24 protein-coding genes are annotated in these 22,939 nt (G+C 62.7%); 6 read left to right on the forward strand and 18 right to left on the reverse strand.

Going from position 1 to position 22,939, the window contains the following annotated elements:
* Positions 1 to 43 precede the first annotated feature (43 nt).
* Entirely contained in the window at positions 44 to 370 is a 327-nt protein-coding gene (locus tag QKW60_RS17525; protein WP_282370574.1) for a hypothetical protein, read from the forward strand.
* Positions 371 to 439: 69 nt separating this feature from the next.
* Here QKW60_RS17525 and QKW60_RS17530 read toward each other — a convergent pair whose 3' ends face one another.
* The 5 genes from QKW60_RS17530 to QKW60_RS17550 all read right to left on the reverse strand — a co-directional run bounded on the left by QKW60_RS17530 (position 440) and on the right by QKW60_RS17550 (position 6,076).
* Positions 440 to 1,138, reverse strand: a complete 699-nt coding sequence (locus tag QKW60_RS17530; RefSeq protein WP_282370576.1) for a cyclic nucleotide-binding domain-containing protein — start codon at positions 1,136 to 1,138, stop codon at positions 440 to 442.
* A gap of 399 nt (positions 1,139 to 1,537) precedes the next feature.
* On the reverse strand, positions 1,538 to 2,734 hold the full coding sequence (locus tag QKW60_RS17535; protein ID WP_282370578.1) for a phenylacetate--CoA ligase family protein: 1,197 nt from the start codon (positions 2,732 to 2,734) through the stop codon (positions 1,538 to 1,540).
* Positions 2,735 to 2,748: 14 nt separating this feature from the next.
* Positions 2,749 to 3,567, reverse strand: coding sequence for an ABC transporter ATP-binding protein (locus tag QKW60_RS17540; RefSeq protein WP_282370580.1), 819 nt, complete (start codon positions 3,565 to 3,567; stop codon positions 2,749 to 2,751).
* A gap of 74 nt (positions 3,568 to 3,641) precedes the next feature.
* Complete coding sequence (locus QKW60_RS17545; protein WP_282370582.1) at positions 3,642 to 4,928, reverse strand: ABC transporter substrate-binding protein; 1,287 nt, start codon at positions 4,926 to 4,928, stop codon at positions 3,642 to 3,644.
* Between the two features lie 71 nt (positions 4,929 to 4,999).
* The gene (locus QKW60_RS17550; protein WP_282370584.1) at positions 5,000 to 6,076 is read right to left on the reverse strand and encodes a branched-chain amino acid ABC transporter permease; all 1,077 of its coding nucleotides are present in this window, start codon (positions 6,074 to 6,076) and stop codon (positions 5,000 to 5,002) included.
* 99 nt (positions 6,077 to 6,175) lie between these two features.
* Here QKW60_RS17550 and QKW60_RS17555 point away from each other — a divergent pair, with 99 nt between their 5' ends.
* A complete protein-coding gene (locus QKW60_RS17555; RefSeq protein ID WP_282370586.1) occupies positions 6,176 to 6,556 on the forward strand; it encodes a hypothetical protein in 381 nt (126 codons plus the stop codon).
* Positions 6,557 to 6,578: 22 nt separating this feature from the next.
* Here the strand turns inward: QKW60_RS17555 and QKW60_RS17560 are convergent, their stop codons facing one another.
* From QKW60_RS17560 to QKW60_RS17580, 5 genes are all read right to left on the reverse strand, one after another.
* Positions 6,579 to 6,953 carry a VOC family protein gene (locus QKW60_RS17560; protein ID WP_282370588.1) on the reverse strand — a complete coding sequence of 125 codons (375 nt, stop codon included), beginning with the start codon at positions 6,951 to 6,953 and terminating at the stop codon, positions 6,579 to 6,581.
* Positions 6,950 to 7,198, reverse strand: a complete 249-nt coding sequence (locus QKW60_RS17565; RefSeq protein WP_282370590.1) for a hypothetical protein — start codon at positions 7,196 to 7,198, stop codon at positions 6,950 to 6,952. The genes QKW60_RS17560 and QKW60_RS17565 overlap by 4 nt, the downstream gene beginning before the upstream one ends.
* A 3-nt stretch (positions 7,199 to 7,201) precedes the next feature.
* A complete protein-coding gene (locus QKW60_RS17570; RefSeq protein WP_282370593.1) occupies positions 7,202 to 8,188 on the reverse strand; it encodes a branched-chain amino acid ABC transporter permease in 987 nt (328 codons plus the stop codon).
* Positions 8,189 to 8,256: 68 nt separating this feature from the next.
* A complete protein-coding gene (locus QKW60_RS17575; protein WP_282370595.1) occupies positions 8,257 to 9,078 on the reverse strand; it encodes an ABC transporter ATP-binding protein in 822 nt (273 codons plus the stop codon).
* Positions 9,075 to 11,051 carry an AMP-binding protein gene (locus tag QKW60_RS17580; protein WP_282370597.1) on the reverse strand — a complete coding sequence of 659 codons (1,977 nt, stop codon included), beginning with the start codon at positions 11,049 to 11,051 and terminating at the stop codon, positions 9,075 to 9,077. Before QKW60_RS17580 ends, QKW60_RS17575 begins: the two co-directional genes overlap by 4 nt.
* Positions 11,052 to 11,252: 201 nt before the next feature.
* Here QKW60_RS17580 and QKW60_RS17585 point away from each other — a divergent pair, with 201 nt between their 5' ends.
* The 4 genes from QKW60_RS17585 (at position 11,253) to QKW60_RS17600 (ending at position 15,991) form a co-directional block, all read left to right on the forward strand.
* A complete protein-coding gene (locus tag QKW60_RS17585) occupies positions 11,253 to 13,181 on the forward strand; it encodes a hybrid sensor histidine kinase/response regulator (RefSeq protein ID WP_282370599.1) in 1,929 nt (642 codons plus the stop codon).
* On the forward strand, positions 13,178 to 13,888 hold the full coding sequence (locus QKW60_RS17590; RefSeq protein WP_282370601.1) for a response regulator transcription factor: 711 nt from the start codon (positions 13,178 to 13,180) through the stop codon (positions 13,886 to 13,888). Before QKW60_RS17585 ends, QKW60_RS17590 begins: the two co-directional genes overlap by 4 nt.
* Before the next feature lie 12 nt (positions 13,889 to 13,900).
* Complete coding sequence (locus QKW60_RS17595; protein ID WP_282370603.1) at positions 13,901 to 14,554, forward strand: histidine phosphatase family protein; 654 nt, start codon at positions 13,901 to 13,903, stop codon at positions 14,552 to 14,554.
* 306 nt (positions 14,555 to 14,860) lie between these two features.
* A complete protein-coding gene (locus tag QKW60_RS17600) occupies positions 14,861 to 15,991 on the forward strand; it encodes a saccharopine dehydrogenase C-terminal domain-containing protein (protein WP_282370604.1) in 1,131 nt (376 codons plus the stop codon).
* Positions 15,992 to 16,009: 18 nt separating this feature from the next.
* Here the strand turns inward: QKW60_RS17600 and rnc are convergent, their stop codons facing one another.
* The 8 genes from rnc to rpoZ all read right to left on the reverse strand — a co-directional run bounded on the left by rnc (position 16,010) and on the right by rpoZ (position 22,934).
* Positions 16,010 to 16,693: a ribonuclease III gene (gene rnc / locus QKW60_RS17605; RefSeq protein WP_282370605.1), complete on the reverse strand. Its 684-nt coding sequence runs from the start codon at positions 16,691 to 16,693 to the stop codon at positions 16,010 to 16,012.
* On the reverse strand, positions 16,690 to 17,469 hold the full coding sequence (lepB, locus tag QKW60_RS17610; RefSeq protein ID WP_282370606.1) for a signal peptidase I: 780 nt from the start codon (positions 17,467 to 17,469) through the stop codon (positions 16,690 to 16,692). Before lepB ends, rnc begins: the two co-directional genes overlap by 4 nt.
* A gap of 66 nt (positions 17,470 to 17,535) precedes the next feature.
* Entirely contained in the window at positions 17,536 to 17,937 is a 402-nt protein-coding gene (acpS, locus tag QKW60_RS17615) for a holo-ACP synthase (protein WP_282370608.1), read from the reverse strand.
* Positions 17,934 to 18,914 carry an NADPH:quinone reductase gene (locus tag QKW60_RS17620; protein WP_282370610.1) on the reverse strand — a complete coding sequence of 327 codons (981 nt, stop codon included), beginning with the start codon at positions 18,912 to 18,914 and terminating at the stop codon, positions 17,934 to 17,936. Before QKW60_RS17620 ends, acpS begins: the two co-directional genes overlap by 4 nt.
* On the reverse strand, positions 18,911 to 19,657 hold the full coding sequence (locus tag QKW60_RS17625) for a pyridoxine 5'-phosphate synthase (RefSeq protein ID WP_282370611.1): 747 nt from the start codon (positions 19,655 to 19,657) through the stop codon (positions 18,911 to 18,913). Before QKW60_RS17625 ends, QKW60_RS17620 begins: the two co-directional genes overlap by 4 nt.
* Positions 19,658 to 19,749: 92 nt before the next feature.
* Positions 19,750 to 20,406 (reverse strand): DUF2062 domain-containing protein, encoded by a 657-nt coding sequence (locus tag QKW60_RS17630; protein WP_282370613.1) that lies wholly within the window; start codon positions 20,404 to 20,406, stop codon positions 19,750 to 19,752.
* 20 nt (positions 20,407 to 20,426) lie between these two features.
* Entirely contained in the window at positions 20,427 to 22,550 is a 2,124-nt protein-coding gene (locus QKW60_RS17635; RefSeq protein WP_282370615.1) for a RelA/SpoT family protein, read from the reverse strand.
* Positions 22,551 to 22,580: 30 nt separating this feature from the next.
* On the reverse strand, positions 22,581 to 22,934 hold the full coding sequence (rpoZ, locus tag QKW60_RS17640; RefSeq protein ID WP_282370617.1) for a DNA-directed RNA polymerase subunit omega: 354 nt from the start codon (positions 22,932 to 22,934) through the stop codon (positions 22,581 to 22,583).
* Positions 22,935 to 22,939 lie beyond the last annotated feature (5 nt).

A 22,939-nucleotide genomic window follows, 5' to 3' on the forward strand; every position in this document is an offset into this window, starting at 1 on the left:
CGCGCAACATGACCGGACATAGAGCAGAGGGAAAAGGGCAGGCATGAACAGAACCGAATTCATCTTCGCCACCGCGATCATCCTCTTCGTTGCCTTCGCGCTCGGCTGGTTCGCCTGCTGGCTCCTGCACCGGCTGACCCGCGTGACGCAGGCCGAAATGGGCGATCTGGAAAAAATGGCGCGCGAACTTCACGACGCCGAAGAAACCCGCGACAAGGCCATCGACTTTCTGGAAACGCGCGAGGCGGAACTGTCGAACCTGCTGCACCAAAGCCAGGCCGAACTGCGCGCGGCGATGGACGGATTGCGCGACGCCCGGCACGAGGCCGAGGAACTGCGCGCCTATATTGAACGGATGAATGCGGGTTGACGGTCGGGTGGTAACCGGCTCGGCCACCGCTTTGCAAACCGCCCGCAGCTCAACCGACCGATCAGAAATTCAATTGACCAGCCCACCAGCTTTTTGGAGTTGGTGATTTGCCGCAATCAGCTTCGACAGCATGTTGGTGTGAAAACACGCCTGGATAGATTGATTGATCTCTTCGTTTGAAGTCACCAGTTTTCTCAATTCATCGCCGGCAATTGCCCAATAAAGCGTTCGACGTTTGATGATCGCTGTTCCTGTTGCCGGATCCCCCGAAAGGACAGTCAGTTCGCCGATGAAATCGCCATTTGCACAGCGGCCGACAACATTGCCGTTCACGAAAATCTCCACCTCACCATCGGCAATGTACACGAGATGCTTGGCCGGTTCTCCCGCCCTTGTTAATTCGGCGCCTTCGTCCGCTTCCACCCAGAAACCGTGACGGAGAATCCTACGCTTCAGGGTATTGCTCAAACCCGGAAACACCTTGTGAACAAAAGAAGCTTCAACAGCGTTGAATCTTTCGAGTCTGTTTTGGGCATAGGTGACCGACAATTGAACAATATTCACCAGCACCAAAAGACTCTCCCAAAAAACACCGACCGGGTCTTTCAGCCATATCAGGTCGTACGCGATCGCGACTAATGCAGATGCGATGACCAGTACGCGCAATATCCACATGACCCGCATCATCATGGATAGGACCAGTAAGAGATATGACAGATGACCGACCAGACCGCCCGTCGAAAAGGCTGACTCCAACGTTAGTTCCATTAAAGACACCTTTATCCGCATGATCACGGGTCGGACGAGCGCACCGCAATCCTATCGCCGAAAAAGAAGCTCGAAGGATCTGTCAGATCAAAGCGCAAAGTCGTTCCAAGAAAAGACAGTAGCAGACAGTGGCGGTTCGCCAAGCTCAAAGAACCGCCGAAGTGCGGATCTGAAATAGCAGTGATCTGCTCTGCTGGTACTCGGGTTCGAGATTGGCAGAACGCACTTCGACAATATCCTGTGCCCGCCGTTTGAACTGTCGTGCGATATGTCTTCAGGACAATCGAAGCGAAACGTTTTCTGGATCAGCGCAATCGCCGAAGGAAAGACATCGGCGTTGGGACCGAAGCGAAGAAATCGGGACTACCGCCCATCAGTAATCGCCCCGGACCCTGAGGATCAGTCATAAACCCGCTGGTCGTCGATGACCTTGCCGTCATTGGGCAGGCTGCCGGGCGGCACGATCTCCACCCGTCCCTTCATCTTCAGGACCGAGGCGACCGAGCCTTCATAGCGCGCAGGCTCCCCGCCCGGCGCTTCGATACGCACGGTCATCACGTCCATCTCGCCTTCGCGGGTGGCGATCACTCTTGCGCGGGCGACCTCGGCATGGCGGGCGACAAGGTCGGCGACCTGTTCGGGGCGCACGAACATACCCTTGATCTTGGTCGTCTGGTCGGCGCGACCCATCCAGCCCTTGATGCGTTTGTTGGTACGCCCGCAGGGGGACGGCCCCGACATGACCGCCGAAAGGTCCCCGGTCGCGAAGCGGATCAGCGGATAATCGGGGTTGAGCGTTGTGACCACGACCTCACCCACCTCGCCCTCTGGCACCGGGTCACCGGTGCCGGGGCGGACGATTTCGACGATGACGCCCTCATCGACGATCATCCCCTCCATCGCGGGGCTTTCGTAGGCGATATTGCCAAGATCAGCGGTGGCATAACATTGCAGGCAGGCGATACCGCGGTCGGCATATTCCGCGCGAAGCGACGGGAAGAGCGCCCCGCCCCCTACAGCGGCCTTTGTGATCTTCAGCGCCTCGCCCATCTCTTCGGCCCGGTCGAGGATGACCTTCAGGTAGTCCGGCGTTCCGGCAAAGGCGGTCGTGCCGATATCGGCGGCGGCACGAACCTGAAGGTCGGTCTGGCCGGTCCCGGCTGGCAGGACTTTCGCTCCAACCGCCCGGGCGCCGTTTTCAAAGATCATGCCGGCGGGTGTCAGGTGATAGCCAAAGCAGTTCTGGACGATATCCTCGGCGCCGATCCCGCAGGCATGAAGGAAGCGCCCCATCCGCCACCAGTCATGGCTGACGCCGCCCGGTTCATAGATCGGCCCCGGTGACTGGAAGATATGGGCGATGTTCGATGTCAGAATGCCGCCGAAGGGTGGGTTGTCCTTCTGCCACGCGACCAGGTCGGACTTGCGCAGCACCGGCAGAGTGGCCAGACCAGCCAGATCGGCTAGGGCTGTACCGTCGATCCGGCAGGCGCCCGGAACCGCCGCCACGCGCGCAAGCTGCCCCTTCAGCGCCCGAAGCTGGGCACCGGCGCGCTCATCGGCAGAGCGGGTTTCAAGGGCGTCGAAAAAATTCATCGTCTGATCCCTCATCACGCCAGCCACCGCTTGCGGCGGCGATAGGAGCGGACATCGCGGAAGGATTTGCGGCCCTCGTCCGACATGCCGAGGTAAAACTCCTTCACGTCCGGGTTTTCCCGCAGTTCCTTCGCGGGGCCATCCATCACCACGCGGCCGCTTTCAAGGATGTAGCCATAATGGGCGTAGCGAAGGGCCACGTTGGTGTTCTGCTCGGCCAGAAGGAAGGTCACGCCTTCCTTTTCATTCACCGCCTTCACGATCTCGAAGATCTGTTCGACAAGCTGGGGCGCGAGGCCCATCGACGGCTCATCGAGAAGGATCGTCTCGGGCTTCGACATCAGCGCGCGGCCGATCGCGCACATCTGCTGCTCGCCGCCCGACGTATAGCCCGCCTGCGACTTCCGGCGTTCCTTCAGGCGCGGAAAATAGGCGTAGACCATGTCGAGATCGGCCGCGACCTGCCCCTTGTCGGTGCGGGTATAGGCCCCGGTCAGAAGGTTCTCCTCGACCGTCAGATGCTCGAAACAGTGCCGTCCCTCCATCACCTGAATGACACCCTTCTTCACCAAGGCCGAGGGGTCGAGGTTTTGCACCTTCTCGCCGCGATAGTGGATAGAGCCCTTGGTCACCTCGCCGCGTTCCGAATGCAGCAGGTTGGATATGGCCTTCAGCGTCGTGGTCTTGCCCGCGCCATTGCCGCCCAATAATGCGGTGATGCCGCCCTTGGGGACATTGAGGCTCACGCCCTTCAGGACGAGGATCACGTGATTGTAGATCACCTCGATATTGTTGACCTCGAGAAGCGTCTCGGTCTTACCGGCGTCGAGCATCGGGTATCCCCCGGGCTAGAATTGATCCAAAGGACCCCGGCCCTGAACGGGCCGGGGAAGTCGTGCATTGGCGCTTAGTTGCAGCGCTCGGCGATGTTGTTTTCCGCAGCGAAGGCGGCAGAGTCTTCCATCACCAGAGGCGTCAGCACCTCATCATCCGGCGCGATGAAACCGGTGATCAGGTTCCATTTCTTGGCCGTGGCATCCCATTGCTGGATCATCGCGGCACCCGGGCCGCCATGGTCTTCGCAGGAGACCGCGAAGGGCTGGCCGAAATTCGGCAGGCCAAGCTCGGCCATCCGCGCCTCGGTGACTTCGAGCGCCTCGAACCCGTCGCGCATCTGGGCGGCATTGATCGCCGAGGTGCCCGCCAGTTCCTGCGCCTTGCGCGCGGCCTCCGCGATCATCGCGGCGGCATACATGCCGCGCGAATAGAGCACCGAACCTACCTGATCGCCCGCGCCTGCGGACTTGCCCGCGTCGTAGACATACTGTTTCAGGTCGGCATAGACCGGGTAGTCCATACCCGTGCCGTGCATGGCCAAGGACTTGTATCCATTGGCGCCGTCACCGGCCGGCAGCACGTCGTTTTCCGACCCCGACCACCAGACGCCAATGAAGTTCTCCATCGGGAAGCGGATGTTGGCGGCTTCCTGAATGGCGACGGCGTTCATCACGCCCCAGCCCCACATCAGCACGTAATCCGGCTTGTCACGGCGGATCTGCAGCCACTGCGACTTCTGCTCCTGCCCCGGATGGTCCACGGGCACTTCCATCAGTTCATAGCCGTGCTTGGCCGACAGTTCCTGAAGCGTGCGGATCGGCTCCTTGCCGTAGGCGGAATTGTGGTAGACCAGCGCGATCTTCTTGCCCTCAAGGCTGCCGCCGTTCTCGTCCAGCAGGTACTTGATGGCCACCGACGCGCCGTCCCAGTAGTTGGCCGGGAAGTTGAAGACGTTGGAGAAGATCTTGCCGTTCGCGGCCGAGGTGCGGCCATAACCCGGCGTGTAAAGCGGGATGCCGTCCTGGGTCACCTTCGGGATCAGCTGATAGGTGATGCCGGTCGAAAGCGGGTTGTAGACGAGTGCGCCCGAGCCCTTGGTGGCCTCATAGCATTCGACGCCCTTTTCGGTGTTATACGCGGTTTCGCATTCCGTCACGACGATCTTCTCGCCGCCGATGCCGCCGTCACGCTCGTTCAGAAGCGTGAAATAGTCGGCAAAGCCGTCGGCATAGGGTATGCCACCCGGTGCATAGGGGCCGGTGCGGTACGAAAGCGAGGGGATATTGAGATCCGCCATCGCCGGGGTCGCCGCTGCCACGATGGCCGCTGCGGCAAGGGTTGCAAAGCTCTTCTTCATCGGGTTCCTCCCAAGGGTTCTGGTTTCGTGTTCGCCGGCCTTCCCGCCGGTCTTTTGATTGGGCGGCCCCCCTAGTGCGGGAAGGGCCAAAGCCGGAGTTTTTCTTTCGCCAGCCGCCAGAGCTGGTTCAGGCCATGCGGCTCCACGATCAGGAAGCCCATGATCAGCGCACCGACGATGATCAGTTCGACATGCGCGGCAAGATCGGTGGCCCAGCCGAGCTGGCCGACCAGCACGTTCTTAAGAAGAACGGGCATGAGCACCATGAAGGCCGCGCCTGCGAAGCTGCCGAAGATCGACCCGAGCCCCCCGATGATGATCATGAAGAGGATCAGGAACGATTTCTGGATGCCGAAAGCCTCGCCCACCTCGGCCGCACCGAGATAAACCGCGAAGAACAAGGCCCCCGCCACGCCGATATAGAAGGACGAGATGGCGAAGGCCGAAAGCTTCGTCGTCAGCGGGTTCACCCCGATGATCTCGGCCGCGATATCCATGTCGCGGATCGCCATCCACTTACGACCCATCATGCCGCGCGTCAGGTTCCGCGCGAGCCAAGCCAGCGCGAAGAGGATGACAAGGCAGAAGAGGTACTTGGCAGAAGCGGTCGTCGCAGCACCGGTCACGGCATGGCCAAGAACGGTGCGTTCGGGCGCCGAGATCTGCCCCGAGGCCGAGTAGTTGTAGAACCACGGCACCTTGTTGAAGAGCCAGACAAGGAAGAACTGCGCTGCAAGCGTGGCCACGGCAAGATAGAAGCCCTTGATCCGCAAGGACGGCAGGCCGAAGAGAACGCCGACCCCCGCCGTGATGCCGCCCGCAAGCAGCACATGGATCAGGATCGAGACCTCGGGGAAGGCGGTCATCAGCTTGTAGCAGGCATAGGCCCCCACGGCCATGAACCCCCCGGTCCCGAGCGAGACCTGCCCGCAATAGCCCGTCAGGATATTCAGCCCGATCGCCGCGATCGCGTAGATCAGGAACGGCACGAAGACCGCATTGGCCCAGTAATCGTTGATCAGGAACGGAATGACCCCGAAGGCGACGGCCAGCACCGCATAATAGCGCCAGCGGTCGAACTTGATCGGAAAGGTCTGGCTGTCGTCCACATAGGACGTCTTGAAGTCGCCTGCCTCGCGGTAGAACATCAGCTTCTTCCTTTCAGGGCTAGCAGGACCGTCGCGCAGCCCGCGTCAAACTCTCGCCGGATTTGTGGCTTAGGCAGTTCCCGGACTTCGGAGGACGCCATGACCAACCAAGATCCCGAACGCCGCCGCTGGTGGTTCCGTGAATTCCTCACCAGTTTGCTGGGTGAGTTGCTCGTCATCCTGCTTCCGTTCCTGATCGCCGGTGCCATCGTCGTGTTTTTCGTGGCCCAGCAATTCGGCATCTCATATCGCGATGCGCTGGGGCTCTCCGCCTGCCTGTTCCTGCTTGTCTTCGGGGTCGCCGGCGGGCTGTCCGAGGATTGCAGCTTCATCGGGCCGGGGCTTGGCATCTTCCTTGCCGTCGCGGCCATGGCCATCGCGGGCATGGTGCTGTTCCTGTCGGTCTCGATCGTGTTTGCATTGCCGATCATTCTGATCGCGCTGCCCGTGATGTGGGTGATGTCCTTCTTCAACGGCTGAGCGCCGCAGGCGTTCACAACCATCATCCGAACTCCTTCGCATCGCCCGGGAAGTCGTCACCCTGCGGGCGCACCAGACAGAAACGGTGTCCGGTGGGCGCCTCCATCACGATCCATGTCCTGATCCGCGCCACCTCCGTCGCGCCCAGCGCCTTCAGCCTTTCGCATTCCGCGTCCACGTCATCGGTTTCGAAATCCAGATGCACGCGCGGCTCGTGGTCGACCGCCTGCAACAGCACGCGTGGATAGCCCTTGTGCCCGTCGAACGCCGCGTATTTGCCGCGCTCGTCGATCTCGCCCTTCATGCCGAGCATGCCGGACCAGAAACCGACCGCCTCAGTCAAATCATCGGTCTTGCAGTCGATGCAAAGAACGCCAATGCGGGATCTGTGGCTCATGCCGCCCCCCCGTTCTCGCGGTGATGCTCGCGCGGGACCTGATTGGCGCGCTTGGCATAGCCCGTGGCCTCGGAATGGCGCACCAGCCAGAACCAGGCAACGATGCCCACGGCCGCGCCGATGGCGGCAAGTACCATTGCCACGACGGTGCTCCCGCCGCCCTCTCCGCTGGTCAGGGCAAGGTAGCCGAAGGCCCAGAAGCCGGCCCAGGCAATGACGTTCAGGATGGCGATCAGTTTGGCCATATCTCAAACCCTCTCGATGATCTTTTCACCGAAGAGACCTTGCGGCCGGAAGACGAGGAAGAGAAGCGCCAGCACATAGGCGAACCAGTTCTCGGTCGCGCCGCCGATCAGCGGGCCGATCCAGAACTCGAAAAGCTTCTCGCCCATGCCGATGATGAGCCCGCCGACGATGGCACCGGGGATGGAGGTGAAACCGCCGAGCATCAGGACCGGCAGCGCCTTCAGCGCGATAAGCGACAGCGAGAACTGAACGCCCGATTTCGCCCCCCACATGATCCCCGCGACAAGCGCCACGATCCCGGCGATGGACCAGACCATGACCCAGATGAAGCGCAAGGAGATGCCGACCGAGAGCGCCGCCTGATGGTCGTCCGCCACCGCACGCAGCGCGCGGCCATATTTGGTGTATTGCGAGAAAAGCGTCAGCGAGAGGACCAGAAGGGCCGCCACCACGGTCGCCACGATATCGAGATTGTCGATGAAGAACCCGTAGCCGAAGGCGTTGAAGGTCACATTGTCGATGGTCTCATTGATCCCCTGCGGCAGGCCGACATCCAGCTTCTTGATGTCCGACCCCCACATCAGGTCGCCCATGCCTTCAAGGAAATAGGCCAGGCCGATCGTGGCCATGAAAAGGATGATCGGTTCCTGATTGACGAGGTGCTTAAGCACATAGCGCTCGATGATCACCGCAAGGCCGATCATCACGAGGCCGGTGAGCAGGATCGCCACGATGGCGGGCAGCTGCCAACCGAAATCGTGGATATTGGTGCCGAAAATCGCGTTGATCAGGTGCGAGAACGGCACCTGACCGGTCTGAAACCCGACGAGCGTCAGTGCCGCGAAAAGTGCGAGCACACCTTGCGCGTAGTTGAAGATGCCGGACGCCTTGAAGATGAGGACGAAGCCCAAAGCGACGAGAGAATACATCACCCCCGCCATGAGGCCATTCAGCGCCGCCTCGGTCGCGTAGAGAAGCTGGTCAGACATGGCGGGCCTCCGGGTTGGTGTCGGCACGGGTGCCATACGTTTTGCCGACGTTTTGCAGACGCTTTGCCTCAGTCATGGCTGACCCCCAGATAAGCGTCGATGACGGCCTGATTGGAACGCACCTCATCGGGCGTGCCGTCGCCGATCTTCTTGCCGTAATCCATCACCACGACGCGGTCGGAGAGGTCCATCACGACGCCCATGTCATGCTCGATCAGCGCGATCGTGGTGCCAAACTCGTCATTCACGTCGAGGATGAAGCGGGACATGTCCTCCTTCTCCTCGACGTTCATCCCGGCCATTGGTTCGTCCAAGAGCAGCAGCCGCGGCTCTGCGGCCAAGGCGCGGGCCAGTTCGACCCGCTTCTTGAGGCCGTAGGGAAGTCGGCCCACTGGTGTCTTGCGGATGTCCTGAATCTCAAGAAAGTCGATGATTTTCTCGACTTTTTCGCGGTGTTCGGTTTCCTCACGTTGGGCCGATCCCCACCAGATCGCCTGAGACAGAAGGCCCGATTTCATCATCGTCAGCCGCCCGGTCATGATGTTGTCGAGCACCGACATCCCGTCAAAAAGCGCGATGTTCTGGAAGGTGCGGGCGATGCCCAGGCGGGCCACCTGATAGGGCTTCATCGGCCCCCTCTTGTAGCCCTTGAACCAGACCTCGCCCTCCTGCGGCACATAAAAGCCCGAGATGACATTGAGCATGGAGGACTTGCCCGCCCCGTTCGGCCCGATGATTGCCCGGATCTCGCCCTGGCGGATGTCGAAGGAAATATCGGTGATCGCCGCCACCCCGCCGAAACGCAGGGTGATGTTCTTCATCTCCATCAACACGCCGCCGATCTTGCGGCCGTCGGCGGTGGTGTAACCTTCTGTATTCATTTGGTTCATTCCGCCGCAATCCTTTCCTGCCCGGCCGCGACCTTGGCGTCGCGGATGGTCAGCGTGGCCTTGATCGCGCCCTTGCGGCCGTCTTCATAGGTCACTTCGGTCTCGGTATAGATGCTGTTCTTGCCGCCATAGAGTGCCGCGATCAGGTCGGCGAATTTCTCTTCGATGACCTTGCGGCGGACCTTTCGGGTACGGGTCATCTCGCCGTCATCGGCATCCAGTTCCTTGTGCAGGATCAGGAAGCGGTGGATCTGGCAGCCGGCCAGCATCGGGTCGGCGGCGACGGATTTGTTCACTTCTTCGACATGGCCCGCGATGGTCTCCAGCACCTGCGGGTGCTGGCTCAGTTCCTGGTAGCTGGCATAGGCGATGTTGTTGCGCTCGGCCCAGTTGCCGACCGCCGTCAGGTCGATATTGATGAAGGCAGTGCAGTAGTCGCGCCCGGCGCCGAGGACCACGGCCTCAAGGATGTTCGAGTAGAATTTCAGCTTGTTTTCAACGTATTTCGGCGCGAAGAGGCGGCCATCGGCCATCTTGCCCACGTCCTTGGCGCGGTCGATGATCCGCAAGTGCCCGGTGCCTTCCTCAAAGAACCCGGCATCGCCGGTGGCCACCCAGCCTTCGGCATCCTTGGTCGAGGCGGTGCTTTCGGGGTTGTTGTAATATTCCACGAACGTCCCGGGCGAACGGTAGTAGACCTCGCCATTCTCGCCGATCTTCACCTCGACCCCGGGCGAGGGCACGCCGACCGTATCGGAGCGGACCTCGCCATCGGGTTGCTGGGTGATGAAGACGGAGGCCTCGGTCTGGCCGTAGAGTTGCTTCAGGTTGATGCCCAGAGAACGGTAAAAATCGAAGATTTCGGGCCCGATTGCCTCCCCGGCGGTATAGGCCACGCGCAACCGGCCGAGGCCGAGCGAATCCTTCAGCGGACCATAGACGAAGACCCCGCCCAGCCAGTAGGCGAGCCGGTCACCAAACCCCACTGCCTTGCCGTCCAGCAGTGCCGGGCCAACCCGCCGCGCGACGCCCATGAAGTGCCGGTACAGCCATTGCTTGAAGCGGCCCGCATCTTCCATCCGGATCGTGACATCGGTCAGAAGCCCCTCGAACACGCGGGGCGGGGCGAAGTAATAGCTCGGCCCGATCTCGCGCAGGCAGGTCCGGACGGTGCTGTCGCTTTCCGGGCAGTTGACGGTGAAGCCGGTCCAGTAGGCCTGCCCGACCGAAAAGATGAAATCGCCGACCCAGGCCATCGGCAGATAGGCCAGCACATCATCCGAATGGCGCAGGTGATCGAATTCGGAGGAGTTCTTGGCCGTCTCGATGATATTGCGGTTGGAGAGGACCACGCCCTTCGGCTTGCCCGTCGTGCCCGAGGTGTAGAGCATCACGCAGGTGCTGTCATAGGTCAGCTCGGCGATGCGTTTGTCTAGTTCGGCCCCAAGGCGCTGTTCGGCGGCGCGCCCCTCGGCCGCGATATCGGCCAGCGCGTTCATATGGGAATGGTCGTATTTCCGCATGCCGCGCTTATCGAGATAGGCGATGTGGTGCAGCCTCAAGTCCTTGCCCTCAAGGCCCTCCTGCACCTCCAGAACCTTGTCGACCTGCTCCTGATCGCCACAGACGACAAAGCGCGCGCCGCAATGCTCCAGCACATATGCCATCTCTTCGGCGACCGCGTCCTGATAGAGGGGCACCGGCACCGCGCCGCACATCTGGGCCGCGACCATCGACCAGTAAAGCGCAGGACGGTTGCGGCCGATGATCGCGACGTGATCGCCACGCTCCAGCCCGAGCGCGAGGAAACCAAGCGCCATCGCCCTGATCTCGGCCTGTGCCTCGGCCCAGGTCCAGCTTTGCCAGATGCCGAATTCCTTTTCGCGGAAGGCGGGCAACGCACCCCATTTTACCGCGTTCCGGGCCAGCAGGGCCGGGATCGACTGCAATTCGGCCGGTCTGTCTTTCGCCACCTTGTCCTCCCCTGCGCCGGCGTTGCGGCACCTTATCACCTTTAAGGCGAGTGTTCCTCACCATGGCGGTTCCGGCAAGAGGCTCGTCGGCAAAGGTTTCGGGACTTTTTCCCAATCCTTACGAATTGTAACAGGGCCCGTTTGCCCCTTTCCGGCCCCGCCCCAAGGGTGCTAGCGATAAGCGGAAAGGAGCCTTGGTCGATGGAAAGAACCGACAGCCGCGCCAAGATGACGCAGGCCGGGCTGAACCTCATTCAGCAAGCGCTGTCGATCTACGACCGGGACCTGCGGCTGGCCGTCTGCAACCGCCGTTTTCAGGAGATGTTCGACCTGCCGGAAGCGCTGGTGACGCCCGGCGCGCCCTTCGAGGCGACGATTCGCTTTCTGGTGGAGCGCGGCGAATATGGCGAGGTGGACGACCCCGACGCGGCGGTACAGGTGCGCGTCGAACAGGCCCGCGCCTTTCAAGCGCACTACATGGAGCGGACGCGGGCCAACGGCCGCACGATCTCGGTCGAGGGCTCGCCTTTGCAGCAGGGCGGCTGGGTGACGGTCTATACCGACATCACCGACATCAAGGCGCAGGAGGCCCTGCTGCGCGGCCGGTCCGAGGAATTGTCTGAAGAGGTTCTGGCTCATGCCGAGCGGCTGGCCCAGACCAACCGGCAACTGGCCGCGACCAACACTGCGCTGGAAGAGGCCAAGCGCGAACTGACCGAGATGGAGGCGCGCACAAGGCTCGTGACCGAGATGATGCCCGCCCATATCGCCCATGTCGGGCCGGACCTGATCTATACCTATTCCAACCGGCGCCTCTCGTCGGTCATGCCCGGCAGCCTTTCCGACATTGTCGGCCGCCCGGTATCTGAGGCACTGGGGGCGGAGACCTTCGCCCGGATCGAGCCGGGATTGCTGAAGGCGCTGGCGGGTGAAGCGAGTGTTTTCGAGTTTACCCACGACACCTCGGGCCGCCGCATCAGGCTCGCGCTGACCCCGGATCGGGGCGGGGAAGGTGTGGCGCAGGGCGTCTATGTCCTGTCGATGGACGTAACCGAAGAGGCGCAGGCGCGGGCCGCGCTCAGCCAGAGTGCCAAGCGCGAACTGGCGGCGCAGCTGACCTCGGGTCTGGCCCATGATTTCGCCAATCTCCTGACGATCATCCTCGGCCTGCAGGGCCGGATGGAACGTATGGAGGACCTGCCGGAAGAAGCCATTGACCTTGCCCGCGCGACGCTGGCTGCCGCACGGCGGGGCGGAACGCTTCTCGACCGGATCGCCGCAATCTCAGGACCCCGTGAAATCCGGCCCGCGCCCACGGATATTCCGACTTTGCTGGAGGAATTGCGGGTAATGGCTGGGCCGTCTCTGCACGAAGGCGTGGGCCTTGACCTGCTGACCGGCGATCTCAAGCGACCAATCCTGCTTGATGCCGGATCGCTGCTGGATGCGCTATTGAACCTCATCCTCAACGCCCGCGACGCGCTGGCGCCGGGATCGGGGCGGATCACCCTGACCGCGCGCCCCGTGCGCGATACCTGGCTGGAAATCAGCGTCGCCGATACCGGTCCCGGCTTTTCCGAAAAGGCTTTGGACCACGGGCTTGATCCGTTCTTCACCACCAAGGGGGGGGAGGGGTCGGGCCTCGGCCTCTCCATGGTCTATGACCATATCAAACTGATGGGCGGCACGGTGAAACTCGCCAACCGGCCCGAGGGCGGGGCGAAGGTGACGCTTCGCCTGCCGCTCCGCGCCGCTGACGCCGCGCCTGCGCAACCGACGCTGGTGCTGCTGGTGGAGGATACCGAAGAGATCCGCACCGATGTGCGCGAGATGCTGCGCGGCCTTGGCCACAACGTGATCGAGGCGGCGAGCGCGGAGGAAGCGGCGGAACTGGCCGACCTGCCGGGGATTGGGCTGATCCTGTCGGATATCGGCCTGCCGGGGGAACAAAGCGGCGTCGACTTTCTGCGGGGGCTTTCTGACGCGGGGCATGAGGCCCGTCTGATGCTGATGACCTCGCTGCCGCCGGGCAATCCGGAACGGGTACGGGCGGGCGCGATCCCGGTCCTGACGAAACCCTTCACCGGGGCCGAGCTGGCGGCCTTCCTCTCCGCGAAAGAAGCCGCATGACCGATCCCCGCCCCCATGTCGCCATCTTGGATGACGAGCCCGAGATTCGCCGGATGCTGGCAGCCGCGTTGGAAGAGGCGGGGTTCCGCACCTCCTGCTATGCCCGCGCCACGGAATTTGAGGCTGCGCTGAAACGGCTGACGCCCGATGTCTGCCTTGTCGATCTCGGCCTTCCCGACCGCGACGGGCTGGCGCTGGTCCATCGCCTCGCGCTCGAATCCGGCGCGGCGATCATTATTATCTCAGGGAGGGCGCAGGTGCAGGACCGGGTGACGGGGCTGGAACTCGGGGCCGACGACTACATCATCAAGCCCTTCGACCCGGCCGAGGTCGTCGCCCGCATCCGCGCCCGGCTGCGCAAGGGCCGGACCGATCCGGAGCGCGCCGCGACCATCGCCCGTTTCGCCGACTGGACGGCGTATTTCGACCGCTATCTGCTGGTGAACAAGGACGGAGAAGAGGTGCCCTTTTCTCATGCCGAGGGCGAGGTTTTGCGGCTTTTCCTCGATAGCCCGAAACGGCTGATTTCGCGCGCGCAGATGCAGGAGAGCCTTGGCGGCGCGGCGGGCGAAAGCTTTGACCGGGCGATGGATGTGCGCATCTCGCGCCTCAGAACCAAGCTCGGTGAAGACCCCAAGAACCCGCGCCTGATCAAGACGATCTACGGGGCGGGGTATATTTTCCTTGGCGACGTCCGCTGGGGCTGACAAACAGGCGCCATGACCGAACTGACCCTTATCCGCCACGGACAGGCCAATTCCGGCGCCCGGACCGAAGCCGACTATGACCGGCTGTCGCCGCTTGGCCAGCAGCAAGCCTCATGGCTGGGCGAACATCTGCGGCTGACCGGTGGCTTCGACCGCGTGATCTCGGGCACGCTCCGCCGTCAGCGCGAGACGGCAGAGGCGCTGAACCTCGACGCGCGGCCCCATGCGCTCGACGAACGATTGAACGAACTGGATTACTTCGCGCTGTCGCATGCGCTTCAGGACAGCCACGCCATTCCCTTCCCGACGGGCCCCGAGGATTTCGCCGCCCATGTGCCGCAGGTGCTGCAACTCTGGCGTTCCGGCGATGTCGGGCCGGATCATGAAAGCTATGAGGGGTTCATTGCCCGCGTTTCCGGCGCGGTTGAGGATGCCGCGCAGGGCGGGCCGGGTGCGGTCCTCGTCACCTCGACCGGCGTCATCGCGACACTGGTGGCGCTGGCCTTGGGGCTGGAAGCAGTGATGAAGGCGCGGATGTTCCTGAAAGTGATGAACACCTCCGTTCACCGTTTCGCCGTCCATGACGGTACACTGCACCTCAACCAGTTCGGCGCGACACCGCATCTCGACTATCCTGACCGCCACGGGGCGCGGACGCATTACTAATGGCTGTGCCGACCAATCGGGAGGGTCCGCTATGTGCCTCTTGCGGACACGGCCCCAATCGCAGCGCAAGCCGGGCGGGCGACTGCCCGTGGGGTGGCGCGGCGACCTTTGTTCAGGGCAGTTTATGGCCGCAAAGCCCCCCGCCCTCATGCGAGGCGCGCGACCGCCAAAGCGCCAGCCCGCCGGGACGGGCAGGCGCTCGCCCGGCGCCTTCGGCTTGATTCCGGGCGAAAGTGGGCTTTACTGAATGTCCGCTTGGTCAACACAACACACCAAACGAATTACGGGATCGCTACAGAGGTAAACATGCAGATTCACTGGTGCGGAACCGGCCTTTCCTCCCGCCCCGGCCTACGCCGGCTGATCCTTGCGGGTCACCCGGTCACGGTCTGGAACCTGCCGGTGGAAGCGGCGATGGAGGCCGTGGGCGATATCACCGAAGACATCCGCGCGATGGAACCCGGCGCGCTTGAAGCAGTGCTTCAGCCCGGCGACATCGTCGTTTCCATGCTGCCCGCGACGCTGCATCTGGACCTTGCCCGGACCTGCGTCGATAAGGGCGCGCATTTCGTATCGTCCAGCTACATCTCGCCCGAGATGCAGGCGCTGGACGAACCGGCCCGCGAGGCAGGCGTGGCGGTCGTCAACGAGGTCGGCCTCGATCCCGGCATCGACCACCTGATGGCGCATGACCTGGTCACCGCCTACCGCGCGTCTGCACACTATGACCGCGACAACATCCTGTCCTTCACCTCTTACTGCGGCGGCGTGCCCGCGGTACCGAACGCCTTCCGCTACAAGTTCTCGTGGTCGCCCATCGGCGTTCTGCGCGCATTGATGACCCCGGCCCGCTCGATCCGCGATTTCACCGAACTCAGCGTCGCCCACCCATGGGATGCGGTCCGCACATACTCGGCGCCGCTTCGCCATCCCGAGACCTTCGAGGTCTACCCCAACCGCGACTCGCTGCCCTATCTCGAGGCCTACCGCTTCGAACCGGGGAGCAGGGTAAAGGAGTTTGTCCGCGGCACGTTACGCCTGAACGGCTGGACCGAAGCCTGGGCGGATATTTTCAACGAATTGGAAGCTGCGCCGTCAAACGACCGGCTCAAGGACCTGTCCGATGAGCTATGGGAAAAATATCCCCTGGAAGAGGGTGAGGCCGACCGGGTTGTCCTCTGTGTTTCGCTGAAGGCCGAAAAGGCGGGCATGCCGGTCTGGCACAAGACCTGGGTTCTCGATGCGACGGGCGATATCCGCGGTTCGGCCATGGCGCGTCTTGTTTCGGGAACGGTCGCGCTGGCGGTCGAGGCAGTCATGGCGCGGGAAATGCCGGTCGGTGTCCACGGCGCGCCGCACGATCCGCGACTGGTGCAACGCTGGCTGGACGAAACGCGCAGCGCCGCGCAGGAAATGCGCCGGGTCGATCACGTCTGACGGATAGGGGATGGGCGGTCAGGTCCCGTCCATCCGCGCCAGCAAGGCTTTGGCGGCAGCCTGTTCGGCCTGACGCTTCGCGCCCGCCTTCGCGGCCTCTGTCTCGCCCGTCTCCAGCCGCACCTCGACGGTGAAGATCGGCTGATGGTCCGGCCCCTCGCGCTTCAGTTCCGTGTAGGCAGGCGGTGGCAGGCCCCGGGCCTGCGCCCATTCCTGAAGCGCGGTCTTGGCATCGCGGGCGTCGGCCTCGACCGCGCCGATCCGGTCGCCCCAAAGACGCAGGATCACCGCCTTCGCCGCCTCAAACCCGCCGTCGAGATAGACGGCGGCAATCACTGCCTCCATCGCATCGCCCAGAAGCGCTTCCTTGCGCCGCCCGCCCGACATCATCTCGGACCGGCCAAGTTTCAGGACATCGCCCAAACCCACCTCGCGCGCGACATTGGCGCAGGCTTCCTTGCGGACGAGCGTGTTGAAACGGGGGGCCAGCTGTCCTTCCGACGCGCCCTTGTCCGCCGCCAGCAGGGCCTCGGCCATCACGAGGCCAAGCACCCGGTCGCCGAGAAATTCCAGCCGCTGGTTGTCGGGCCGGGTCGCGGTCGAGATGGATGCGTGGGTCAGCGCCCGGACGAGAAGTTCGGGCCGCAGGAACTCATGCCCGATCCGGGCCGCGAACGCGGCGAGATCGGCCGAGAGTTTCACTCCACCGCCTTGAAGAACCGGTCGGACCGCCAGGTCCAGAAGAAGAAGAGCGACTTGCCGGCAGACGAGAACATGATCCTGTCGGCGCGGCCGATCAGGTATTCGGCAGGCAGCATGCCCACTCCGCCCAATGCCACCGGAACCCGGCTGTCCTGGCTGTTGTCACGGTTGTCGCCCATGAAGAAATACTGACCTTCCGGCACGGTATAGATGGGCGTGTTATCGACACCGCTGTTGCGGATGTTCAGGATGCTGTGGCTTACGCCGTTCGGCAGCGTCTCGATCTTGCGTTCCTTGACGCAGACGGCGCCCTGCCCGACCGGGTCGTTGGCGCATTGCGGCATGTTGCGCTGCGATCCCTGCGGCGCCTTGATCTCTTCGAACGTACCGCCATCTTTCTGCGGGACCGGCTGGCCGTTCAGCCACAAAACACCGTCCTTCACCTGCACGGTATCGCCCGGCAGAGCGATCAGGCGCTTGATGAAATCCGAACCGTTGGTCGGGTGACGGAAAACGACGACATCGCCGCGCTCGGGCTCAGCCGACCAGAGGCGGCCCGATATCGGGCAGGCTGAGAACGGACACGAATACCGCGAATAGCCGTAGGCCATCTTGTTGACGAAAAGAAAATCGCCGATCAGCAGCGTGTCCTTCATCGAGCCCGACGGGATCCAGAATGGCTGATAAAACAGCGTGCGGAAGACGCCCGCGATCAATAACGCATAGACCACCGTCTTGATCGTCTCGACGATCCCGTCCTTTGCCGTACCACTCATATCCGGTCCTGCCCGTTCCTGCTCCGGCGCTTCATGATCGCGCGGCGGCGGGGAGTCAAGTTTTACTCAATTTTTCGGACGTGCCTCGATCACCACAAAGGCCTGTGCCCAGGGATGATCGTCTGTCAGGGTGACATGGACGATCGCCTCATACCCCTCGGGCGTCATCTCGGCCAACCGCTCGGCCGCCCAGCCGGTCAGGTGCATGACCGGCTGACCGGTCCTGAGGTTCGAAACCGCCATGTCCTTCCAGGAAATGCCCATGCGCAGCCCGGTGCCCAGCGCCTTGGAACAGGCCTCTTTCGCGGCCCAGCGTTTGGCATAGGTGCCCGCTGTGTCCCGCCGCCGTTCGGCCTTGCGCTGCTCCACCTCAGTGAAGACGCGGTTGCGGAAGCGGTCGCCGAACCGGTCCAGCGTTGCCTGAATGCGCTCGATATTGGCCAGATCGGTGCCGATGCCGAGGATCATGCGACCTCCAGCACGACCGTGCCGAGCTTGTTGCCTGCCTCGACCATACGGTGCGCCGACGCGCAGTCGGCAAGGTCGCCCCCGGGCACGACGGCATGAGACAACGCACCGGCCTCAAGCCACTCGGTCAGTTGCGCCTCGCCCTGCCGTCGCGTTTCGGGGTCGAGCAGGTAAACGAGGATCATCCTCAGCGTGATGTTGCGGAACATCAATGGGTAGAAGTCCAGCCGGGGCTGCATCTGAGAGGCCGAGGCATAGGTGGCGATCACGCCCCCGGGCTTCAGAAGCGCAAGGGCAGCGGTTTGACCGGCGGCGAAATCCACCTCGACAATGCGGTCAACGCCTTCGCCCCGGGTCATGTCGTTTACGGCCTGAACCACATCCGTGTCACGATAGTTGATCCATTCCGCCGCGGTCGAATGCGCCGCCTTCTCCGCCGAGGACACGGTGGCGATCACCCGCGCACCACCAAGCCGGGCCATCTGGCAGGCATAGCGCCCGACCGTGCCCGCGCCGCCGGTGACGAGAACCGTCTTGCCCGCCACCGGACCGTCAGCAAAGACTGCGCGCCAAGCGGTCATTGCCGGAATGCCAAGGCAGGCGCCCTCGGCAAACCCGGTGCCGTCCGGCAGGCGCACCGCCTGTTCGGCGGGCAGCGCGATCCGTTCCGCCGCCGTGCCGTATTGCCGCTGCCAGCCGCCGTTCCAGATCCAGACACGCTCGCCGATACGCGCCGGATCAACGCCCCCGCCCACGGCCTCGATAACGCCCGCGCCATCGGAATGCGGCACGATCCGGGGCCAACCCATGACCGCCCCAGCCCGCGCACCGGCCCGTAGCTTGACATCCGACGGGTTCACGCCCGAGGCGTGAAGCCGCACCAGAACTTCGCCCGCCTCGGGGACGGGGTCGGGCAGGTCGCCGACCGTCAGGACCTCATCCGCCGGACCGAACCGTTCAAACCAGACAGCCCTCATTGCCCGGCCCGTGCCTCATCCATGATCCGGCGCATCTCGGCAATCGCCGGTTTGAGGCCGACAAAGATCGCCTCGCCGATCAGGAAATGGCCGATGTTCAGCTCGCGCACCTCGGGAAATGCGGCGATGGGTGCGACGGTATCGAAGGTCAGGCCATGGCCCGCATGCACTTCGAGCCCAAGTGAGTGCGCGAAGGTCGACATCTCGCGCAGCCGCTCAAGTTCGGTATCGCGTTCGGCAAAGCGCCCCTCGGCATGAAAGTCGCAATAGGCGCCGGTGTGAAGTTCCACCACTGCCGCGCCGATCCGGTGCGCCGCCTCGATCTGGGCGGCATCCGCTGCGATAAAGATCGACACTCGGCAACCTGCCTCGGCCAAGGGCGCGATGAAATGCGCCAGCCGGTTTTCCTCGCGCGCGACCTCCAGCCCGCCTTCGGTCGTCCGCTCCTCGCGTTTTTCCGGCACGATGCAGACGGCATGCGGATTGTGGCGCAAAGCGATCTTCTGCATTTCGTCCGTCGCGGCCATCTCGAAATTCAACGGCACCGACAGTGCCTCCATCAGCCGGTCGATGTCGCCGTCGGTGATATGGCGCCGGTCTTCGCGCAGATGGGCGGTGATGCCGTCGGCGCCCGCGTCTTCGGCAAGTTTGGCGGCGCGAACGGGATCCGGATAGGCCGAACCACGCGCGTTTCGCACGGTCGCCACATGGTCGATGTTCACGCCAAGCCGCAATTCATTCACGTCATGTACTCCGATTTATCAGGCTCGGTGGCAGGTTAGACCGGCGCGGCCGCCGCTGTGAATGTCTGAATCGTCATGAATACAATTCGGGACTAGCTGTTACCCTGCTGTTCCCCTGCCCGCGCATGAAGTTTTGCTTTCAACTTCTCGAACCGCGCTTTCAGCCGTTTGCGGCGGTGTTTCTGATAGGCGGCGATGACCGGTTCCGACAGGTAGTAGGACAGGACGCCGGCGACAACCCCGGGCAGCAGACCGCCAACCATATAGGGCAGAAAGACTTCGTTCCAGAAATTGTAAAGGTTGTCCCAGCGGCTCGTCGCCTCGGTGAAGATGGCGAAGAAATTGTGCTTCAGGTTCTCGCCCGCGCCGACAAACTTTCCGAACAAGGTTGCATGCTGGCTTTCATCGAACTGGGTTCCAAGGATCAGGTGGCCGAGTTTCATCGACGAAAAGGCGATGAATGGGAAGGTGATCGGATTGCCGAAGAACGTGCCGAGAAGCGAGGCGAGGATGTTGCCCCTTGCAGCCTTCGCCACAAGCGCGGCGGCGACAAAATGCAGACCGAAGAGTGGCGTGAAGCTGACGAAAACACCCGCGCCAACGCCGCGCGCGATCCGGTCGGGGCGGTCGGGCAGACGACGGACCCGATGCTTGACGTAGTGAAAGGCGCGCGTCCAGCCGCCGCGGGGCCAGAAGGCCTCGGCGATCAGTTGCATATAGGACCGTGGCGTCCGCCTTTTGAAAACCACTTAATCTTCCCCTTCGCCCATCAGGGCTTGCGACCCAGATCGCGATACCGTTCCACCTGGGCCACGTCACTTTCCGCTTCAAGGGCCTTCAACACCATGTGCAGATGCTCGGCATCCCTCAAATCAACTTCCACGATAAGACGGTAAAAGTCAGGCTTACGGTCGACAAAAGTAAGGTCAGAGATATTGGCCTTCTGCTCGCCGATCAAAGTGCAGATGCGGCCAAGAACACCGGCATCGTTGGCAATCGTCATGTTGAGGCTGATCGTATAGACCGGCGCGTGACGGCCCGAATGCCAACGCAGATCGACCCAGCGGGCCGGCTGTTCCTCGAACTCGGCCAGTGCCGGGCAGTCGATGGTGTGAATGACCACGCCCTGACCGCGATAGGTGATGCCGACGATACGTTCGCCCGGTACCGGCTGGCAGCAATTGGCGCGGCGGAAGTTCTGGTCGGCAGTCAGGCCGACGACCGGACGGCGGGCATCCACCTCTTCATCGGGATGGGCCGAGGCGAGTTCGGGGTAGATCGCCTCGATCACCTCGCGCGCGGTCAGTTCGGCGCTGCCGAGTCGGGCGAGCACTTCGGTCTCATCGGGCAGGCCGAGCGTCTTGGCGGCCGTCCTCAGCGCCTTTTCGGTCGCCTTGCGGCCATGATGCTCAAACGCCACCCGCGCCAGTTCCTGGCCAAGCTTGACGAACCGCTCGCGGTCTTCCTCACGCAGGGACCGGCGGATCGCGGACTTCGCGCGTCCCGTCACCACGATATCGATCCATGTCGCCTGTGGCCGCTGGCCGGTGGCGGTGATGACCTCGACCGACTGGCCGTTCTTCAGCCGGGACCAGAGCGGCACGCGAATGCCGTCGATCTTGGCGCCGACGGTCGAGTTGCCGATCCGTGTATGGATCGAATAGGCGAAATCCAAGGGCGTCGCCCCTTTCGGCAACTGCACCACATCCCCCTTGGGCGTGAAGCAGAAGACCTGATCGGAATACATTTCGAGCTTCACGTTTTCGAGAAACTCGTCGTGGTCGTCGCCGTTGTCGAACCGCTCGGTCAGGGACGCGATCCATTTCGCCGGATCGACGGCGAAGGGGTTCTTCGCGCGTTCACCATCGCGGTAGGACCAATGCGCAGCCACGCCGCTTTCGGCAACCTCGTGCATCTGGCGGGTGCGGATCTGAACCTCCACCCTTTTGCCGTCGCGGCCCGAAACCGTAGTGTGGATGGAGCGGTAGCCGTTCGATTTCGGCTGGCTGATATAGTCCTTGAACCGGCCCGGAACCGCACGCCAGCGGCGATGAATCGCACCAAGAATACGGTAGCAGTCGCTTTCGTTCTGGCAGATCACGCGGAAACCGTAGATGTCTGAAAGCCGCGAGAAGGCGAGCTGCTTTTCCTGCATCTTGCGCCAGATCGAATAGGGTTTTTTGGCCCTGCCGAAAACATCCGCGTCGATGTTTTCCTTTTCCAGTTCGGCGCGGATATCGGCGGTGATCTTGTGGATCACGTCGCCGGTTTCCTTCTGCAGCGTGATGAAGCGGCGGATGATCGAAGATCGCGCCTCGTGGTTCACGACTCGGAACGACAGGTCCTCCAGTTCCTCGCGCATCCACTGCATACCCATGCGTCCCGCGAGGGGGGCAAAGATATCCATCGTCTCGCGCGCCTTCCGGACCTGCTTTTCATGCGGCAGCGACTTGATCGTGCGCATGTTGTGAAGCCGGTCGGCCAGCTTGACGAGGATGACGCGCAGGTCCTTCGACATCGCCATGAAGAGCTTGCGGAAGTTTTCCGACTGCTTTGACGCGGTGGAAGAGAGTTGCAGATTGGTAAGTTTGGTGACGCCATCCACCAGTTCGGCGATCTCTTCGCCGAACTTTTCAGTGATCTCGGAATAGGTGGATTTCGTGTCTTCGATCGTATCGTGCAGAAGCGCGGTGATGATCGTCGCATCATCCAGCCGTTGCTCCGTCAGGATCGCGGCAACGGCAGCCGGATGGGTGAAATAGGGTTCCCCCGAATGGCGGAACTGCCCCTCATGCATGCGGCGGCCATAATCATAGGCCGTCCGAATCAAATCGGCATTGGTATGGGGATTGTAGTTGCGGACCAGCGCGATCAGGTCTTCGACGTCGATCATTCCGGTCCGCGCGCCTCGGTGTTCTTGGGCTTAGCCCTGGCCCTGAGCTTCCATGAGCGCCCGGAGCAGTTTCTCTTCCGACATGTCGTCGTCCGCCGGACGGTCAACTTCAGCACCCATCAGAAGCGCCATTGCATCATCTTCGGCCTCGTCGACCTCGATCTGGGTCTGGTGGCTTTCGATCATCCGCTCGCGCAGGTCGCCTGCGGTCTGGGTCTCGTCGGCAATCTCGCGCAAGGAGACGACGGGGTTCTTGTCGTTGTCGCGGTCGATGGTCAGCGACGCACCGGCAGCGATCTCACGCGCACGATGAGCGGCGAGCATCACCAGCTCGAACCGGTTCGGAACCTTGTCAACGCAATCTTCGACCGTCACGCGGGCCATGAGAC

The sequence above is a fragment of the Albidovulum aestuarii genome (assembly GCF_029961185.1).
Classification (GTDB): Bacteria; Pseudomonadota; Alphaproteobacteria; order Rhodobacterales; family Rhodobacteraceae; genus Albidovulum; species Albidovulum aestuarii.